Raw genomic sequence first — 17,018 nt, 5'->3', positions numbered from 1 at the left:
TTTCTTACTCTGCGGCTTCTGCCAGCGTCACGGAAACGTGGACGCGGCCTTCGGCGCGGCGCGTGAACTTCACGGCGCCGTCGGCGAGAGCGAAAAGCGTGTGGTCGCGACCGACGCCCACATTCGGGCCAGCCATCATCTTCGTGCCGCGCTGACGGACGATGATGTTGCCAGCGAGAACGGCTTCACCGCCGAACTTCTTGACGCCGAGACGGCGGCCTGCACTGTCGCGTCCGTTACGGCTCGAACCGCCTGCCTTTTTTTGTGCCATGGAGGTCTCTCCTTCTCTCTTGCGTCAGTTACGCTGCGTTGATCGCGTCGATGCGCAGAACGGTGACCGGCTGGCGATGGCCGTTCTTGCGGCGGCTGTTCTGCCGGCGGCGCTTCTTGAAGATGATGACCGTGTCCAGACGATCCTGGGCGATCACGGTCGCCGTGACGGTGGCGCCAGCCACCAGCGGCGCGCCGATCTTGATTCCGGCGTCGGAACCGACGGCCAGAACGTCGGAGAAGGTGATGGTCGTGCCGGCTTCGGCTTCGAGCTTCTCGACCTTGAGCGTAACCTGCGGGGTAACGCGATACTGCTTTCCGCCGGTGCGGATGACTGCGAACATGTTCAAACTCTCTATCAGTCCGATCTCTTGGCAATTTTGCCGGGGTTTTCCCCGGTCGGCATCGCCCAGTCGCTTTTTGTTATTGGCGGGCGTCCGAAGCGTTCCCCCGCGAGGGGGCGTCACTACAGGAGCGGCAACGCCCGCGTCAATCATTATTGCGTCCGGGCCCTCGAAACCTCTCCCGGGTGGAATAGCAGGGGGCCCAGGGATACGGGCCCCGGGAAAAGACCGGCGAAAGAAAAGATTAGCGAAAGAATCGTCTCTTCCCCTCTTGCGCGCCCGCCGCTCTGCCTCCTATAAGCCGCCCACGACCAGGTAAGCCTGCTGCGGAGAGGTGCCAGAGTGGTCGATTGGGACGGTCTCGAAAACCGTTGTACCTTCACGGGTACCGTGGGTTCGAATCCCACCCTCTCCGCCATCCCCCCCTTGATAATCTGATAATTCGATTATCCGAGACCGTGAGATGCATGCTCCCCGGGGCAAAGCGCCGGGAACGGCGTTACGCGCATATCTGCGCCCCGTCCCTGTGTCCGCGCCTCGACCGGCGGTGGGGTGCACCGGCTTCGTCGCTTTTCAAAACGATCTCCGGCTCCTAAGAACAGGGGCATCGAGCGGGAGGCGGCTTCCGAGTCCTCGCCTCCCTGGAGGGGCGGCGCCTCCCGGCAGAAGAACAGGATCGTTAAAATCGTGAAAAGCGATGTGTGTCCGCAATGCGGCTGCGAACATATCTATGAAGATGGTGCGCTCTGGGTCTGTCCCGAATGCGGGCTCGAATGGAGCCTGAGCGCGGAATCGGACGGCGATGAGGCGGATGGCACGGTTCGCGATGCGCATGGGACGGTTCTCGCCGACGGCGACACCGTGACCGTGATCAAGGATCTCAAGGTCAAAGGTGCCTCTTCGGTCATCAAGGGCGGAACCAGAATCAAGAACGTGCGTCTGGTGGACGGTCATGACGGGCATAATCTTGCCTGCAAGATCGCCGGGATCGGAGCCATGAATCTCAAATCGGTGTTCGTGCGCAAAAGCTGAAAGCCGGGAAGGGCGGTTCATGAGGCGGCGCCCACCGGGGGCGATCGGCCGGTGGGGGATGGCATGGAAGGAGAGGCATGGGAGTGAAAGAACGCGCTTCGTGCCGGTATCCGGTGTCTCCCGTTCCTTTCCGCAGCTTCCGGAAACGACGCTTTCTCGTGCGTCTCCCGTGGTTCGCTCTTCTGCTCCTGCTCGTCAGCTGTATCCGGCCCGATGCGTCTGCCGGACCGGTTTGCGTCGCGCTCTGGCCGGATACGCCTCCCGCCCCATGGCGATGGGGTGGTGACGGTCCGTCCGCGCCTGAGAAGCGAGGGCGTTCCGGAGCGCTTTCCCGCATAGCGATACCGCGGATCGAGATATTCCGCCCCCCGCATCCGAACGGTGCTGCCGTGATCGTGGCGGCGGGCGGCGGATATCACCGCATCGCCATGGGGCGGGAGGCGTATCCGGCCATGCGCTGGCTCACGGCGCGCGGCATCACGGTCTATGTGCTCGTCTATCGTCTGCCGCCCGAAGGGTGGCTCGAGGGGCCGCGCGCGCCACTGGATGACGCGCGTCGCGCCCTGGAGATCGTTCTGCAGCGCGCGCAGGGGGACGGTATCGATCCTGCCCGGATCGGTCTTCTCGGTTTCTCGGCGGGCGCGCATCTCATGGGAATGCTGGCGACCGGCTGGAGGGGTTCCGACACCCTCGCGGGATCCCCCTCCGGGGCTGTTTCCCCGGTTCCTCATGCGTCGCTCGCCGGCGTGGCGTTGATCTATCCGGTCATCACGCTCGAGAAGCCTTACGATCGTACCGCAACCCGGCGCGCGCTTGTCGGACGGAAACCCGATCCGTCTCTTGCACGAGCCTGGTCGGTGCAGACCCATGTCGGGAAGGGGTATCCGCCCGTCTTTCTGGTTCAGGCAGATGACGACCGCATTGCATCTCCGGCCAATGCGGCCCTCATGGCGAGGCGCTGCGTTCGGGCAGGGGGAGCGGTCACCTATGTTTCTCTCCCTGCAGGCGGGCATGGTTTTGGCATGGGAAGGGCCGGTACCCCGAGCGAGGACTGGACCGCACGCTACGCGCTCTGGTTGAGGCAGATCGGATTGCTGGAGCCGCCCTACGGTGAAGCGCGTGACGCGGCTTCATCCGGTCCGGGGAGATCCTCCGGCGGTCCGGGCCGAGGGGATCACGTCTCGCGGGCCCAGCCCCGGGGGCGGGGCTGACGCACGCCCATGACATAGGTTGCGCGTACGGCCCGATCGTCCCCCAGCATGGAGAGGGCGAAAAGGAGATCCGCGACCGATTCGGCCCGGGCCGATCTCTGTGCCAGAACGGGCGTGCAGAAAGGGTCCAGAATGCACAGATCGGCTTCTATCCCGGGGGTGAGATGGCCGATTGAAGCCTCGAGCCCGAGCGCGCGTGCCGCCCCCAGCGTTGCCAGCCAGTACGCCTGAACGGGGTGCAGGCGCCGGTCGTGGCTCTGGGCCGCGCAATAGGCATCGTTCATGCCACGCAGCATCGAGAGCGCGTTTCCTCCGCCGATATCGGAACCCAGTGCGACATGCACCCGTCTGTCGGGGCGGAGCGCCTCGAAGAGATCGAAGGCCCCGCTTCCCAGAAAGGCGTTCGAGGTCGGACAATGTGCGATCGCGCAGCCCGCGTCGTGACAGCGATGCAGATCGGCATCGTGGATGTGAACGGCATGACCGAACACACTGCGCGGCCGGACGAGCCCGGCATGGTCATAGACATCGAGATAGGAGCGCCGCTCGGGAAAGAGACTGCGCACCCAGCGCTCTTCCGCTGTTGTTTCGAGCAGATGCGTCTGCATGAACAGCGTCCCGGATGTGTCGAGCAGGGCCCCCGCCAGCGCGAGCTGTTCGCGTGTGCTTGTCGGAGCGAAACGAGGCGTGACAGCGTAAAGCTGTCTGCCCCTGTCATGCCAGCGTTCGATCAGTGCGCGTGACTGGTCGTATCCGCTCTGGGCGGTATCGCACAGGAAGTCCGGCGCATTGCGGTCCATGAGAACCTTGCCCGCAATCATCCGGGTATTGCGGCGCTGCGATTCCGAGAAGAAGGCGTCGACCGATTCGGGATGCACCGTGCAATAGACGCAAGCGGTTGTCGTGCCGTTCGCGAGAAGGGCATCCAGAAAGGCGGAGGCGATCTGTGTCGCGTATCCGGGATCGGAGAAGCGCCGCTCTTCGGGAAAAACATAGCGCTCGAGCCAGGAGAGCAACTGTTCGCCGTACGAGGCGATGACGCCGAATTGCGGATAATGGACATGCGCGTCGATAAAGCCGGGGCCGATGAGGCAATTGCTGTAATCGTGGAGTCCCGTTCCCGGAGGCAGGCGGTCCTTCAGCCGCGCGAAGGGGCCGGTTTCGACGATATGCCCGTCCCGGATCAGGACGATCCCGTCCGTTTCGATGTCGAGCGCCTCGTCGGGGGGCATTTCGAAGGGGTCGCCCCGGAACCGGAGGAGCGTGCCGCGAAGGGCCAGATCGGGCTGGGAAGCGCTCATCGGAGCTCCTGCAAGGCGCGGTGGCTGGTATAGCCATGCATTTCGTCGAGGAAGGCGGCATTGGCCGTCAGCTCGTCGCGTATCACGACGAGATAGGAAATGCCCCGGATCAGCTCCAGCCGGGTGACCAGATCGTGCTCGGTACGGTCGAGCGCGCGGAGCCTGCGCACTGCCGCCGCCGCGACGCGCGCCGGGCGATCGTGCCGGTCGCGGGTATATTCCATGCGGTCGAGCAGCAGCGCGATCGGGCGACGCGCCGTGTCCGGAAGATGGTCGCGGTCGAGGAGCGTACGCAGCCGGATGACGTTGAGGCCGATCGTCATGACGGCAAGCGTGCCTTGCAGATAGTTCTCGACGATCGGCAGCGGAGACGGACCCGCATGGCGGATCAGGCGGGCGAAACGGTCGATGTTCCGCCCGATCCAGCGTCGCGTTTCCGGTGCCTTGCGCAGGTGGCAGAGCGCGCGCAGTTCGGCAAGCATCTGCATCCTGAGACGATGACGCTCCGATTGCGGATTGAAGGGCAGGAAGGTGTGGAACACGAGCACGGCGGCGCAGGCTGCGAGCAGCGTGGCACTGGCTCCGTTGAAGAACGCGATCTCGTTCAGGCGATGATGGTTCTGGACGTTCACGGTTGCGGGCATGAGAAGCCCGTAGGCGGCGGCCGCGCCCGCCGTGGCCGGGTTGATCCGCGCGAGGCCTCCGATGAACATGGCCGGGCCGAATGCCATGATGAACATCTCGTAGGTATCGAATTTCGGCACGAAGATGAAGGTCAGGATTCCCCCGGCGATGATGGACCAGACCGTGCCCTTGAGAAAGGACGTCGTGCCGAGAACGGGATTCTCCTGGGTGGCGAAAAGGCCGCAGATCAGGGCGGTGATCGAGATGAAACCGGCGCCGTTCGGCCAGGCGGTGATCTCCCAGACCAGCGCTGTGAAAAGGATCGAGGCGGTGACGCGCAGTCCGTTATTGATGGCGTTGCGGGGGTCGCGATGGGTCTGAAGACGGAAATGGAAGCGATCGCCGGGAATCAGATGGGTGCTCGCATCGTATTCGATGACGGCAATCTCGAGATCGTGCAGCAGCTCGCCCAACGCCACATGAAGCACGCGCTCGTCGACGGGGCCGACCATCGGCGTGTGCTCGTGATCGGGCACCATGAATGGCGCTGCATGGGCCCGGCAGCGCTCGATGAGCACATGCAGATCCGCAAGAATCGACTGGACGGGCTCCTGTGCCTTCAGGCGCCTCTCCAGCCCCCTCAGGAAGATCTGCGTTTCGTCCGAAGTCTCGCGGAAACTGCCATGGCTATGGGCGAGAGCGGCCAGGCGGGACGCCATGCCGAATCCGCGCGACAGCAGGATGGAAACGGCCGCGAGGGCTGCGCGTGCATGATCGCCCTCATGTCCGTGCGGCCCCATTTCGATCTCGGCGAATTCGATCTCGCTGTTGAGACGCAGGATGGTCGCAAAGAGATCCCGGGCCTTGCGCTGGGTCGAGGCGGCATCGGAGAGGATATCGGCAATCGATGCGGAGACGAGGGACAGGGCCGTCTGCAATTTGGTTCTGACCGCGATTCGGGCCTGTCGTTCCTGACCGGTCGCGAAGATGAGGCCCATTCCCGCCTCGCAGACCACGCCCAGCCCGATATAGGTCGAGCGTGAGATCGCAATCATGAAGACGTTGTCCGGGTCGTGTACGGCGCCCATGGCAATGATCGCGCAGGTATAGCCGGAGAGGACGAGCGCATAGGCGCGAAAATTGCTGACGAACGTCGCGAGTCCGGCGCACAGCCCCATCCAGATCGCGAGGGTCAGGAAGAAGAGCAGGGGCTGCTGGGGGAAAAGGGTGAAAAGTCCGATCGCTGCGGTGGCCCCGATGACGGTGCCGACGATACGCCATCGTGCCTTCGAGAGGCTTTCTCCGCGGGTGCCCTGTGCGACTGCCCACACCGTCATCGTGGCCCAGATCGGGCTGTCGAGCTCCATCCACATGGCGATACCGAGGGCGAGGAGTGCCGCGATCGTATTGCGAAGCGCGAATTCGACGGCCTGGGCAGACGGGGCATAGAGCCAGGACCAGCGACCGCGTGCGGCCGTCGCGCGGCTGCGCGATCCGGTGGAAAGGGACGGGGTCAGGCGAAGCGGGATACGCACGGAGGGCATGAACTCACGATCTGTGATTCTGCAGGGAAGCAGGGAGCAGGCTTAGCCGGATATGGTGAAAACCCGATTGAAACCAGAAACACGGCCTTAAGTTTGAGTAATGCCCGGTTGCGGGAGGAGAGGAAACAGGCGCGTCCCGCTTGTCGCCGTGCTGTCTCCGATACGACACGATGCGTTTACGCTGCGGCTTCTCATGACGCGCAACATGGACGATGCGCGCGCAGGCCCCGGTCTCGCGATCCTGCATGGGCTGGAACAGAATCGCTCTCTTGCGTCGGATCCGGGTCGGTTCTGTAAAAAAAAATATAATAAGCCTCTCTCTTCCTGATGTTCTCTGGGCGAATCGGGAAAAGAAACGCCGGTCATATCGTCCGGATCGACAGGGATACTGGAAATACCCGCACAACCTCTCCAAATCCCGGAACTAGAGCGGGCGCGTGGGCATGTCGCGCGTGTGAGACGGTTACGACGAGGGGAGGGAAATGTATGAACCAATACAGTTCGGGGCGTTTTTCTTTCGAAACTCCGTGATTAGGAAAAAATTTACCTGTTTGTTCTATTATAGTTTCACGATAGTTGACGGTCATACCGCAAGAGAATGTTAAAGAATGAAACTGATTTTGAAGATTTTCTTTTCTTTCCATGGAAACATTCTATGTTTCGCGAGTTTTTAACGAAGAGCTCAGGAAAGTATAAAAAATGATGGAAAAACGTTAAATCTATTTACTCGTCAGATGAGCTGATATAAAAGACCCGGTTAAAAGAGTTAAACTTCGACAAAGAGAAAATAAATGTCTGAGATCGAGAACAACGTAGCCCTCCTTGAGCTGACCGCACAGATCGTCTCGTCGCATGTGGCGAATAATCCGATGTCGGGTGAAGAGCTGCCGGGCATGATCAAGCAGGTCTATAATGCGCTTCAGGGCGCCGGTCAGGCCGAACCGGAGCCGGAGCGTCCGCAGCCGGCCGTGCCGATCAAGCGCTCCGTCTTCCCGGACTACATTGTCTGTCTGGAAGACGGGAAGAAGCTGAAGATGCTCAAGCGTCATCTCCAGAGCGCCTATGGCATGACGCCCGAGCAGTATCGCGAACGCTGGGGTCTGCCCGCCGACTACCCCCTCGTGGCGCCCAATTATGCCGAGCGTCGCTCGCATCTGGCGCGCGAGATCGGTCTTGGACGCAAGATCAATGCCGGTCTCGATGCCGCGACACGCGCTTCTGCGGAAGAGGGTGCGGAGTCGGAAGATCGCCCCTCGCGTCGCGGGCGTGCGAAAAAGGTCTGATTTCTGCCTTTCGCCAGTAGACGTCCTCAAAAAGGCAACTCATCCTGCGATGAGTTGCCTTTTTTGCTTGTAAAGGAATGTCTCTGCGATGGAACAGGCGGATAATCGAGCCGAGGCCGGAAACGGGGCCGGGCCAGCCTCCGACGATACGCGCGTGGCCTATCGCCTGCAGCGCCGCCGTCTCCTGTTCTGGCGCGTGCTGGCGCTCGTCGCCTGTGTTGCGGCATTCTGGATGCTGTTCCTGCCGGGCCATCGGCAGGGCCCCACCGATTCGATTGCGCGGCTCGAGATCAAGGGAATCATAAGCGACCGGATGCAGGCCACCGTCGAGGCGATCGATCGCCTCGCGTCAGATCCGCATACCCACGGTCTGCTCCTCGTCATCGATAGCCCCGGAGGAGGGGTGACGGGGGGCGTTGCGATCCACGATGCGATCGAATCCTTCGCAGCCCGCAAGCCTGTCGCCGTTTCCATGCAGGGCGTTGCGGCGTCTGCGGGCTACATGATCGCAGCGCCTGCGCGGCGTATCTTCGCCTATCCCTCCACCATCACGGGCTCGATCGGGGTCATCATGATCCGGCCGGATGCCTCGACGCTGCTCGAGCGCATCGGGGTGACCGCAGATACGATCACCTCCGGCCCCATGAAGGATCAGTCGCAGCCATTCGTGCCATTGAAACCCGAGGGGCGCGCCATGTTGCAGGGTGTGGTGGACGATCTTTTCGATCAGTTCGTCGCGATCGTCGCCAAAGGGCGTCATCGCCCCATGGAGGAAATCCGGAAGCTCGCCGACGGGCGTCCCTATACGGGCCGGCAGGCCCTTCCGCTCCATCTCGTCGATCAGTTGGGCGATGAGAAGCAGGCGCGGCTCTGGCTGGGGGCGCAGATCAGGGATGGCAAGACCATGCCGGTCCGCGAGGTCTCGACGCAGAAACCTCCGAAGACGGTGTGGGAGTTCATTCACAGGCATTTCGGCGGTGACTGGTTCGCCATGCCGGAGGCGCTGCGTCAGTTTGCGCGTTATCACGCGCTTGACGGAGCGGTCGCGATCTTGCCACGGTAAGCACGATCATTCGATGCTGGCCGGGCCGATCGACCGCCCGGCTTCCCAGAGGGCCGAAGCATTTCACTATGACGAAATCAGAACTGATCTCCGCGTTATCTGCTGCTCATCCTCATCTGAATGCCCGCGATGTCGAACTGATCGTACAGACGATCCTGACCGAGATCTCCACGGCGCTCTCCCGCGGCGATCGGGTCGAGATCCGGGGGTTCGGCGCCTTCGTGGTCAAGAAGCGCGATGCCCGTCAGGGGCGCAATCCGCGCACCGGCTCGACGGTCGCGGTGAGCGAGAAGACCATTCCGTTCTTCAAGGCGGGAAAAGAACTGCGCGAACGCGTCAACGCGCAGGTTTCCGGGGCTCATCTCCCCGGGACTCATCTTTCCAGAAGCAAGCGCGGCTGACCGGCTCTATCCGGATCGCGCCCGGTTCCGGCCATGGGCGATCCCGACCCTACGCGGTTCGTTGCGCTCGCCCCGCGCCCCCCGTTGCGAAAGGGTCAGTGCTTCCCGGGGTTGATTTCGCCAAGCAGGAAATCGCGTAGAACGGTGATCCGCTTCGACATCTTGAGTTCCTCGGGATAGACGAAGAAGGCCTCGATCGTCGGGACCGGTTCGTTCGGCAGAACGCGCACGAGATCCGGATGGGCAGCCGCGAGATAGGTCGGCAGGGACCCTATGCCGGCGCCATTGGCAATCGCGATCGCGATGGCGGGATAGCTGTTGATAGAAAGCCGGTTACGGACGGATCCATGGCTCTGTCGCCGAACGAGTTCGATCAGCCAGAATGCATCCGGCAGGGGGGGAGAAGCCCCTGCGAAACCGATAAGGCTGTGCTGGGCGAGATCGGCGATGCTCTCGGGTGTGCCGTGCTGATCGAGATAGGATCGGCTTGCATAGATGGGCATGGTGAAATTGGCGAGATGGCGCTGGATCAGATCCGCCTGACGCGGAGGATGCATGCGGATTGCAACATCCGCCTCGCGCATCCCGAGATCCAGATCCGTATCCTCCATGATCAGCCCCACCTCGATATCCGGGTGAAGGGTCATGAACCGCTCCAGACGCGGCGCGAGCCAGCCGAGACCGAAACCCGAGGTTGTCGTGATCTTGAGCTCTCCCTTGGCCTTGATCTTGCTTTCGCTGAGATAGGCCTGGGTGAGGGAAAGTTTCGAGAAGACCTCGCGCACCGTCCGGTTGAGCGTCTCGCCCTGCTCCGTGAGGATCAGCCCGCGCGCATGCCGATGGAAAAGCGGCACATTGAGAGAATCCTCGAGCGCGGAGATCTGTCGCGATACCGCGGACTGGCTGAGATTGAGGCGGTCTCCCGCATGGGTGAACGAGCCGGCTTCGGCAACGGCATGGAAGATGCGTAATTTGTCCCAGTCCATGCGTCTTCCCTAGAATTCATCCTCGACCGGGTGCGAGGCGTTTATTGAACGAAGAAGGTAATTGTCCACGATCGCTGAGGTCATGACGTGTCAAAGCATTGACTTGGCAGCATTCGTCACCGCTGCCAAGTCATTTTTATTCCCTTCCTCTGCACGTCCATTTCCCGGAGTGCCGCCCCGACATCCGGCCCCGACAACCGGCCCCGACAAGCAGCAGAGGGAAGGGCCGGAAGACGCGGCGTCTGGCGCATCGGGAGCCGATGCCCGGGTATCGGTCCGCACGCCCTTCTGCCCGGGGCGCTTACCGGAAGGTCGTGAAGACAGGGGCACAGGAAACGAGCAGGCTTAGGAAACGAACAGTCTCAGGGAATGAACAGGCTTAGGGAACGGAAGCGGGCAGGCCGGCGAGGAAATGCTCCGCTTCGAGTGCGGCCATGCATCCGGTGCCCGCAGCCGTGATGGCCTGTCTGAACTTCTTGTCCTGCACGTCGCCTGCGGCATAGACACCCTCGACCGAGCAGCGCGTGCTCCCGGGGGTGGTCAGGATATAGCCTTCCTCGTCGCAGGCGATCTGGCCGCGGAACGGGCCGGTATTGGGCGTATGTCCGATGGCGATGAACACGCCATCGACGGCCAGCGTGTCGAGGCTTCCATCGACGGTATTGCGCAGGCTGAGCCCGCATACGGTCTCCGGCTTGCCCGAACCGAGTACTTCCTCCACAGCGGTGTTCCACATCACGCTGATCTTCGGATTGGCGAAAAGTCTTTCCTGAAGAATACGCTCCGCCCGCAGGGTGTCGCGTCTGTGGATCAGGGTGACGTGGTCCGCGTGATGGGTGAGATAGAGCGCTTCCTCGACGGCCGTGTTGCCGCCGCCGACGACGGCCACGCGTTTTCCGCGATAGAAGAAGCCGTCGCAGGTGGCACAGGCGGACACGCCGCCGCTCTGGAGGCGTGCCTCGGAAGGCAGGCCGAGCCATCTGGCCTGGGCGCCGGTCGCAATCACGACGGTACGCGCGAGATAGATGGCTCCGGAATCGGCTTCGAGCCGGAAATACCCGTCCTCGGTCTTCCGGGAAAAATCGCAGGAGGTGATGAGATCGTAGTGGATCTCGGTGCCGACATGCTCGGCCTGCAGGCGCATCTGTTCGACGAGCCACGGCCCCTGCACGGGCTCGGCGAAGCCGGGGTAGTTTTCCACATCGGTTGTGATGGTCAGCTGGCCGCCGGGCTGCAGCCCGGCCACGAGAATGGGCTTGAGGCTGGCGCGGGCGGCGTAGATCGCAGCGGTATAACCGGCTGGTCCGGCGCCGATGACGAGCAGATCGGTCTTGAAGCTCTGGCTCACGTAGCGTGTCCTTGGTGGTGGGCGGGTGAGGGGCTGGGGTAAATCCATCGAACCAGTGTGATGAGACATGGCTCTTGGGTCGGGATGCAGATATAGGTATGGCAATCTACATGCCAACAGATCCGTTGCGACCGACCCTTACGGTGATAATGACCCATAGCGATCAGGACGACCACCCCGCTGCCTCCGCGTCGTCGAAAGACATACTCGCCGCCACGCCCTCATCCGTGGGTATCGTCGATCTCGATTCGATCGATCGCCAGATCGTTGCCGAGCTGCAGGCCGACGGACGCATGACCAATGTGGAGCTGGCGCGCCGGACCGGAATCTCGGCGCCGCCCTGTCTTCGCCGTGTGCGTCGCCTCGAGGAGATCGGTGTCATCGAAGGATATCATGCGGATGTCGATGCCGGGAAACTCGGCTGGTCCCTCGTCTTCTTCGCGCTGATCGGTCTGGAGAGCCAGAAGGGAAGCGTGCTCGAAGCCTTCGAGGCCGAGGTTGCAGGCTGGGCCGAGGTGCGGGAATGCCACATGATCCGGGGGGGCGGGGATTTTCTGGTCCGTCTCGTGGCGCGCGACGCGGCGCACCAGAATTACCTCACGAAGAATCTGACCGATCTGGACCATGTCGTCCGCGTCCAGACTCTCCAGACCATACGGACCAGCATCGACCGTGCCGGGGTTCCGGTATGAGCCACCCGCTCCCGGCGGACGTGACCCTGATCGTACCCTGTTACAACGAGGCCGAAAATGTTTCCGCCCTCGTCCGGGGCGTGAGAAAGGCTCTGGACGGAATCAGCTGGGAGCTCGTTTTCGTCGATGACGATTCTCCGGACGGCACGTCATCCGAAGTGGTCCGCGAAGCGCAAGACGATCCGCGGATCAGGCTGATCAGGCGGGTCGGGCGCAGGGGGCTTTCTTCTGCCGTCATCGAAGGAGCGCTTTCCTCGACCGCGCCCGTTCTCGCCGTAATGGATGGCGATCTGCAGCATGACGAAGCCATCCTGCGCGATCTTGTGACACCGCTTCTGGCCGGAGACGCGGATATCGCGGTGGCGAGCCGTCACATCGATGGCGGTGACAGCGCGGGGCTCGCCAATCGATGGCGACACGCGCTCTCCCGGGCCGGAATCAGACTGGCGCAATCCATTCTCCCCGTGCCGCTTTCCGATCCGATGAGCGGTTTTTTCGCCTTGCGCCGGTCCGTATTCGAGGCCGCAATTCCCCGTCTCACGGGAACAGGATTCAAGATCCTGCTCGAGATCGTCCTCTCGGTTCCCGGTCGGGTACGTATGATCGAGGTTCCGTTCGTGTTTCGTCCGCGCCTTGCCGGCGAGAGCAAACTGAGCCCGCTCGTCATGGTCCAGTTTCTGGGGATGCTGATAGAGCGGGGCTGCAAGGGATGGCTGCCCACGCGATTCGTTCTTTTCGCGTCGATCGGTGCTGTCGGTATCGCGGTCAATCTGCTGGTCGCCGAGATGGCGCGCCTTGCGGGTGCCGATTTCCGGACCAGCCAGATTCTCGGGACGGCCTGCGCGATTCTCGCCAATTTCCAGCTCAATAACCGGATCACCTATCTCGATCGGCCCCTGCGCGGACGACGCTGGCTGCCGGGGCTGTTGGTCTTCGTCCTCGGATCGGCAATCGGCGCGTTCGGCAATGTCGGGGTGGCGCAGCTTCTCTACGATACGCACGGACACTGGAGCCGATCCAGCGCCGCCGGTGCCCTGATCGGCGTGGTCTGGAATTATGCGATCGCCTCGACTCTCGTCTGGCGCTGACATGATGCGGTTCTGGCGTTTCGAGACCCGGCAGGCCCGCATCGGGGCCTGGGCGCTCCTTTTCGTTCTGACCGGGTTGCGTCTCGGGCTGGCGGCCCGCGTAGGCGTCACGCCCGATGAAGCCTATTATCGTCTCTGGGCGCTGCACCTCCAGTCCGGTTATCTCGATCATCCGCCCATGATCGCGTTATGGATACGGCTCGGCACGACGCTTTTCGGCGATGGAGGCTTCGGTATCCGGGTTCTCGGCCCGGTTTCGGCACTCGCGGGATCGGCGTTTCTCATCCAGGCCGGGCGGGATCTTTTCGGCACGCAAGAGGCCGGATATCGCGCAGCCCTGCTTCTCAATGCGACTCTCATGCTCGGCCTCGGGGCGGCAACGGCCACGCCCGACACGCCGCTCGTCTTCTTTCTGGCGCTCGTTCTCGCCGCATGCGGGCGGCTTCTGGCTACGGGAAACCCGGTCTGGTGGCTCGGGATCGGGGCAGGCTTCGCACTCGCTTTCGACAGCAAATATACGGCCGTCCTGCCCGCGGCGGGGTGCGGTCTGTGGTTTCTTACCTCCCGGGTGCAGAGGCGTTCCTGGCCATTCGTTCTGAGCGGGGCCGTGCTGGGCGCAGCGATGATCTCTCCGGTGCTCTGGTGGAATGCGACCCATCACTGGGCGAGTTTTCTCAAGCAGGGCGGCCGGGCCGGAGACTGGAATCCGCTCCGGGCCCTCAATTTCCTTCTCGAGCTGGTCGGCGGGCAGATCGGCCTTGCCACCCCGCTGATATTCGCGCTGTTCTGCCTCGGGGTCGTATGGTGCGTGCGACACCGGCGCAGCAGCCAGGCCGCGTCTCTCCTTGCCTGGATGAGCCTCGTTCCTGCGCTCGTCTTCGTCCAGCACGCTCTGGGCGCCCGCGTTCAGGCGAACTGGCCGGTCGTGATCTATCCGGTCATGGCGCTCGGCGCTGCCGCTACCGGCTATCGTATCGGGACGGCCTGTTGTCTCGGGCTTTTCATGACATCGCTCGTGACCCTCCAGGGTATTTTCGCACTGCTTCCCCTGTCTGCGCATTTCGATGTGATCGCACGTCAGAGCGCGGGCTGGGACGGGCTGATCGGCGAGATCCGGCAGGCGGCGCCGGACAGGCCCGCTCTGGTTGCAGGCGACTACGCCCTGGCTTCGATCCTGCGCTATCATGCCAAGGACCAGCCGGTTCTGAGCTATGACAGCCGATGGCGCTATCTGGATGGCGCCACCGGGGGAAAGGCTCCGGAGGATCGCTCCGACCTGTCTGTTCTCCCTTCGCGGCGCGCGGTCTCCGGCAGGGCGCCGGAGCGTATGCCCGATATCCCGTCCGGTATGTCCTCCGATCTCCCATCCGGTGCCGGTACCGGCGGGCGATCGATGCTGCTCGTTCTCCGGGAAGGCGAGCGGGCCGATCTGCCAGCGCTCTGGCTGAAGCCCGCTCTGCCCGGTCATGTGTGTCGCAGACTGCGCGGTATGCCGGTTGTCTGCTATCGCCTCGTTCCACTGGCAGTTATGCCCTTGAAACCCACGCATCGGCTGGGCTTGTATCGTCTGCCATAGGACTGCGGGTGCGACAGGGTGGAGCAGGCGTGGCTCCGCTCCTTTCTTCCGCATGTCTGTCATCGCGTTCAAGGAGAATAACGTGCGGCGTATCCTGCCGGTCATGACAGCGCTTTTCTGCGCTCTGCCCACTGCCAGCCTGGCCTCTTCCGGGCCGTCTTCCTCACCATCGTCGCAAGATACTCCTTCCTCCCGGGCGGGGGCAGCGCCGCCCCGCGAAGCGCTCGAACAGGTCGATGGCGCCCGTGCCCTCGCCTGGGTGCGCCAGGAGAACAAGCGCAGCGCCGACCTGCTCACTGCAGATCCCCGCTACGAAAGGCTCTATCGCGATGTGCTCGCGGTGGAGCAGTCGCCGGGGCGGCTGCCTCTGCCCGACCAGATGGGCGGTCGTATCTGGAATCTGTGGCAGGACGCGCCGCATCCCAAGGGACTCTGGCGGGTCACCGACCGGAATTCCTTTGCGACGCCACATCCCGCTTGGCAGGTGATGCTCGACATCGATGCCCTCGCGCGCAAGGAAAAGAAGGACTGGGTCTTCCAGCAGGCCGAATGCCTGCCTCCGGAGGCGTCCCGCTGTCTCGTGGGGCTTTCGGTATCCGGAGAGGACGCCGTGACCTACAGGGAGTTCGACCCGGCCAGCAAAACCTTCGTGGATGACGGATTCATCCTGCCGCGCTCGAAGCAGCGCGTCGTCTGGGTCGATCGCGACACGCTTCTGGTCGCGCGCGACTGGGGGGCAGGGAGCATGACGCAATCGGGCTATCCGCTCAGCGTGCGTCTGGTTCGCCGCGGCACCCGGCTCGAGGATGCCAAGGAGATCTATCGGGGGCAGAAAGGCGATATGATCGTCGCGCCCGAGATGCTGCGTGACGAGACCGGTCGCCAGCTCGTTCTGATACAGCGCAATCTCGACTTCTTTCGCAGCGAATATCGTGTCTATGACCCTGCCGCCGGGACGCTGCGACAGATCGCCCTGCCTGAGAAGATCGGTTATCTCGGCTTCTATGCAGGCAAGCTGATCGTGCGCCTCGATCAGGACTGGAACGTTGGCGGGCATTTTTCCCGTGGCAGCATTGTCGCTGTCGACCCTGCGGCTTCCGGCGCGGCACCAGCACTGGTTTTCAAGCCCGAGGCCGGCGAAACGACGACCGATATCGGCGTCACGTCCAAGGGTATCATCGCGGTGGTTTATCGCGATGTTCATCCTTCCGTGCGGCTCTATACACCCTCTGTGAAGGAGAGCGGCTGGCAGGAGAAATACTATGTCCTGCCACGCATGAGCTCGGCGACCCTGCAATCGTCGTCAGCCTCTGTCAGCTATGCCTATCTCAAGGTCGAGGGCTATATCATTCCGCCTGAGCTCTGGAGTTTCGATACCGACACGGGCAAGTCCCGGAAGGTCAAGACGACCCCGGCACTGTTCGATGCCAGGGGGCTGACGACAGAGCAGTTCTGGGCAACATCCAGCGATGGCGTCAGGATCCCCTATTTCGTGACCCATCGCCGGGACTGGAAGAAGAACGACCGGAACCCGACGCTTTTCACGGCCTATGGCGGGTTCGATCTCTCCTATCTCCCGACCTATTACGCCGATATCGGCAAGACATGGCTCGAGCGGGGCGGCGTCTATGTGGTTGGAAATATCCGCGGGGGCGGCGAGTTCGGGCCAGCCTGGCACGAGGCGGGCATGAAGTCGGGGCGTCAGCACGCCTATGACGATTTCGCGGCTATCGCGCGCGATCTCGCAGCGCGTCATATCGCCGACAGGGATCATCTCGGTATTCGCGGACGCTCGAATGGCGGCCTTCTGATGGGCGTGGAATTCACGCAGCATCCCGAATTGTGGAGGGCCGTCATCATCGGCGTGCCGCTTCTCGACATGGAAAACTTCGAAACCATGGCGGCAGGCGCGTCATGGGCTGCGGAATACGGTCACATGGCGATCCCTGCCGAACGCGCGTTCCTGCGCAGGATCTCCCCCCTGCAAAACCTGAAGGAAGGCGTGTCCTATCCCGTACCGTTCATCTTCACCTCGACGAGGGACGACCGTGTCGGGCCTGTGCATGCCCGATTGTTCGCAGCGAGACTCGAGGCGCTCGGGAAACCGTTCTTCTATTATGAGGATACGGAAGGCGGTCATGCAGGGACCGTCAATGCCAGGGAAATCGCCTATGAACGGGCGCTCGAGGCCGTCTATCTGTCCAGGAGCCTGATGGATCAGGATCCGTCTTTCAGACACTGAAAGCACAAGGCGC

Annotated in this window: 15 protein-coding genes and 1 tRNA gene; 10 read left to right on the top strand and 6 right to left on the bottom strand. The window is 62.7% G+C overall.

The features are described 5' to 3' along the window. Positions 1–4 precede the first annotated feature (4 nt). On the bottom strand, positions 5–271 hold the full coding sequence (gene rpmA, locus SSA02_RS06835) for a 50S ribosomal protein L27 (RefSeq protein ID WP_023977546.1): 267 nt from the start codon (positions 269–271) through the stop codon (positions 5–7). 28 nt (positions 272–299) lie between these two features. After that, positions 300–614 carry a 50S ribosomal protein L21 gene (gene rplU, locus SSA02_RS06830; protein WP_147093277.1) on the bottom strand — a complete coding sequence of 105 codons (315 nt, stop codon included), beginning with the start codon at positions 612–614 and terminating at the stop codon, positions 300–302. Between the two features lie 328 nt (positions 615–942). Here rplU and SSA02_RS06825 point away from each other — a divergent pair. The 3 genes from SSA02_RS06825 (at position 943) to SSA02_RS06815 (ending at position 2,857) form a co-directional block, all read left to right on the top strand. Beyond that, positions 943–1,032, top strand: a tRNA-Ser gene (locus tag SSA02_RS06825). Positions 1,033–1,301: 269 nt separating this feature from the next. Beyond that, a complete protein-coding gene (locus tag SSA02_RS06820) occupies positions 1,302–1,646 on the top strand; it encodes a zinc ribbon domain-containing protein YjdM (protein ID WP_371859190.1) in 345 nt (114 codons plus the stop codon). Positions 1,647–1,723: 77 nt separating this feature from the next. Continuing rightward, the gene (locus tag SSA02_RS06815) at positions 1,724–2,857 is read left to right on the top strand and encodes an alpha/beta hydrolase (RefSeq protein ID WP_147093276.1); all 1,134 of its coding nucleotides are present in this window, start codon (positions 1,724–1,726) and stop codon (positions 2,855–2,857) included. Here the strand turns inward: SSA02_RS06815 and guaD are convergent. Then, positions 2,821–4,158 (bottom strand): guanine deaminase, encoded by a 1,338-nt coding sequence (guaD, locus tag SSA02_RS06810; RefSeq protein WP_147093275.1) that lies wholly within the window; start codon positions 4,156–4,158, stop codon positions 2,821–2,823. The two genes, SSA02_RS06815 and guaD, sit on opposite strands and share 37 nt — an antisense overlap. Next, positions 4,155–6,326, bottom strand: coding sequence for an FUSC family protein (locus tag SSA02_RS06805; protein WP_147093274.1), 2,172 nt, complete (start codon positions 6,324–6,326; stop codon positions 4,155–4,157). The genes guaD and SSA02_RS06805 overlap by 4 nt, the downstream gene beginning before the upstream one ends. A 791-nt stretch (positions 6,327–7,117) precedes the next feature. Between SSA02_RS06805 and SSA02_RS06800 the strand changes: the two genes are divergently transcribed. The 3 genes from SSA02_RS06800 (at position 7,118) to SSA02_RS06790 (ending at position 9,073) form a co-directional block, all read left to right on the top strand. Then, entirely contained in the window at positions 7,118–7,609 is a 492-nt protein-coding gene (locus tag SSA02_RS06800; RefSeq protein WP_147093273.1) for a MucR family transcriptional regulator, read from the top strand. 88 nt (positions 7,610–7,697) lie between these two features. Next, positions 7,698–8,672 (top strand): signal peptide peptidase SppA, encoded by a 975-nt coding sequence (gene sppA, locus SSA02_RS06795; RefSeq protein ID WP_147093272.1) that lies wholly within the window; start codon positions 7,698–7,700, stop codon positions 8,670–8,672. A gap of 68 nt (positions 8,673–8,740) precedes the next feature. Next, positions 8,741–9,073 (top strand): integration host factor subunit beta, encoded by a 333-nt coding sequence (locus SSA02_RS06790; RefSeq protein WP_147093271.1) that lies wholly within the window; start codon positions 8,741–8,743, stop codon positions 9,071–9,073. A gap of 95 nt (positions 9,074–9,168) precedes the next feature. On the opposite strand, the gene SSA02_RS06785 is transcribed toward SSA02_RS06790, so the two are convergent. Next, positions 9,169–10,059 (bottom strand): LysR family transcriptional regulator, encoded by an 891-nt coding sequence (locus tag SSA02_RS06785; RefSeq protein ID WP_147093270.1) that lies wholly within the window; start codon positions 10,057–10,059, stop codon positions 9,169–9,171. A 379-nt stretch (positions 10,060–10,438) separates the two neighbouring features. Further along, positions 10,439–11,407, bottom strand: coding sequence for a thioredoxin-disulfide reductase (gene trxB, locus SSA02_RS06780; protein ID WP_186807705.1), 969 nt, complete (start codon positions 11,405–11,407; stop codon positions 10,439–10,441). 293 nt (positions 11,408–11,700) lie between these two features. On the opposite strand from trxB, the gene SSA02_RS06775 reads away from it, so the two are divergent. The 4 genes from SSA02_RS06775 (at position 11,701) to SSA02_RS06760 (ending at position 17,005) form a co-directional block, all read left to right on the top strand. Continuing rightward, the gene (locus tag SSA02_RS06775; protein ID WP_246103703.1) at positions 11,701–12,099 is read left to right on the top strand and encodes an Lrp/AsnC family transcriptional regulator; all 399 of its coding nucleotides are present in this window, start codon (positions 11,701–11,703) and stop codon (positions 12,097–12,099) included. Continuing rightward, positions 12,096–13,187 carry a glycosyltransferase family 2 protein gene (locus SSA02_RS06770; protein ID WP_147093268.1) on the top strand — a complete coding sequence of 364 codons (1,092 nt, stop codon included), beginning with the start codon at positions 12,096–12,098 and terminating at the stop codon, positions 13,185–13,187. Before SSA02_RS06775 ends, SSA02_RS06770 begins: the two co-directional genes overlap by 4 nt. Position 13,188: 1 nt before the next feature. Beyond that, a complete protein-coding gene (locus tag SSA02_RS06765; protein WP_186807704.1) occupies positions 13,189–14,763 on the top strand; it encodes an ArnT family glycosyltransferase in 1,575 nt (524 codons plus the stop codon). 82 nt (positions 14,764–14,845) lie between these two features. Further along, positions 14,846–17,005 carry a prolyl oligopeptidase family serine peptidase gene (locus SSA02_RS06760; RefSeq protein ID WP_246103677.1) on the top strand — a complete coding sequence of 720 codons (2,160 nt, stop codon included), beginning with the start codon at positions 14,846–14,848 and terminating at the stop codon, positions 17,003–17,005. The last annotated feature ends 13 nt before the right edge of the window (positions 17,006–17,018 follow it).

Origin of the sequence: Swaminathania salitolerans (assembly GCF_007988945.1) — a bacterium.
GTDB classification, from domain to species: Bacteria; Pseudomonadota; Alphaproteobacteria; order Acetobacterales; family Acetobacteraceae; genus Swaminathania; species Swaminathania salitolerans.
Note: the sequence above shows the minus strand (reverse complement) of the source record. Positions and strands in the feature narration are given on the sequence as shown.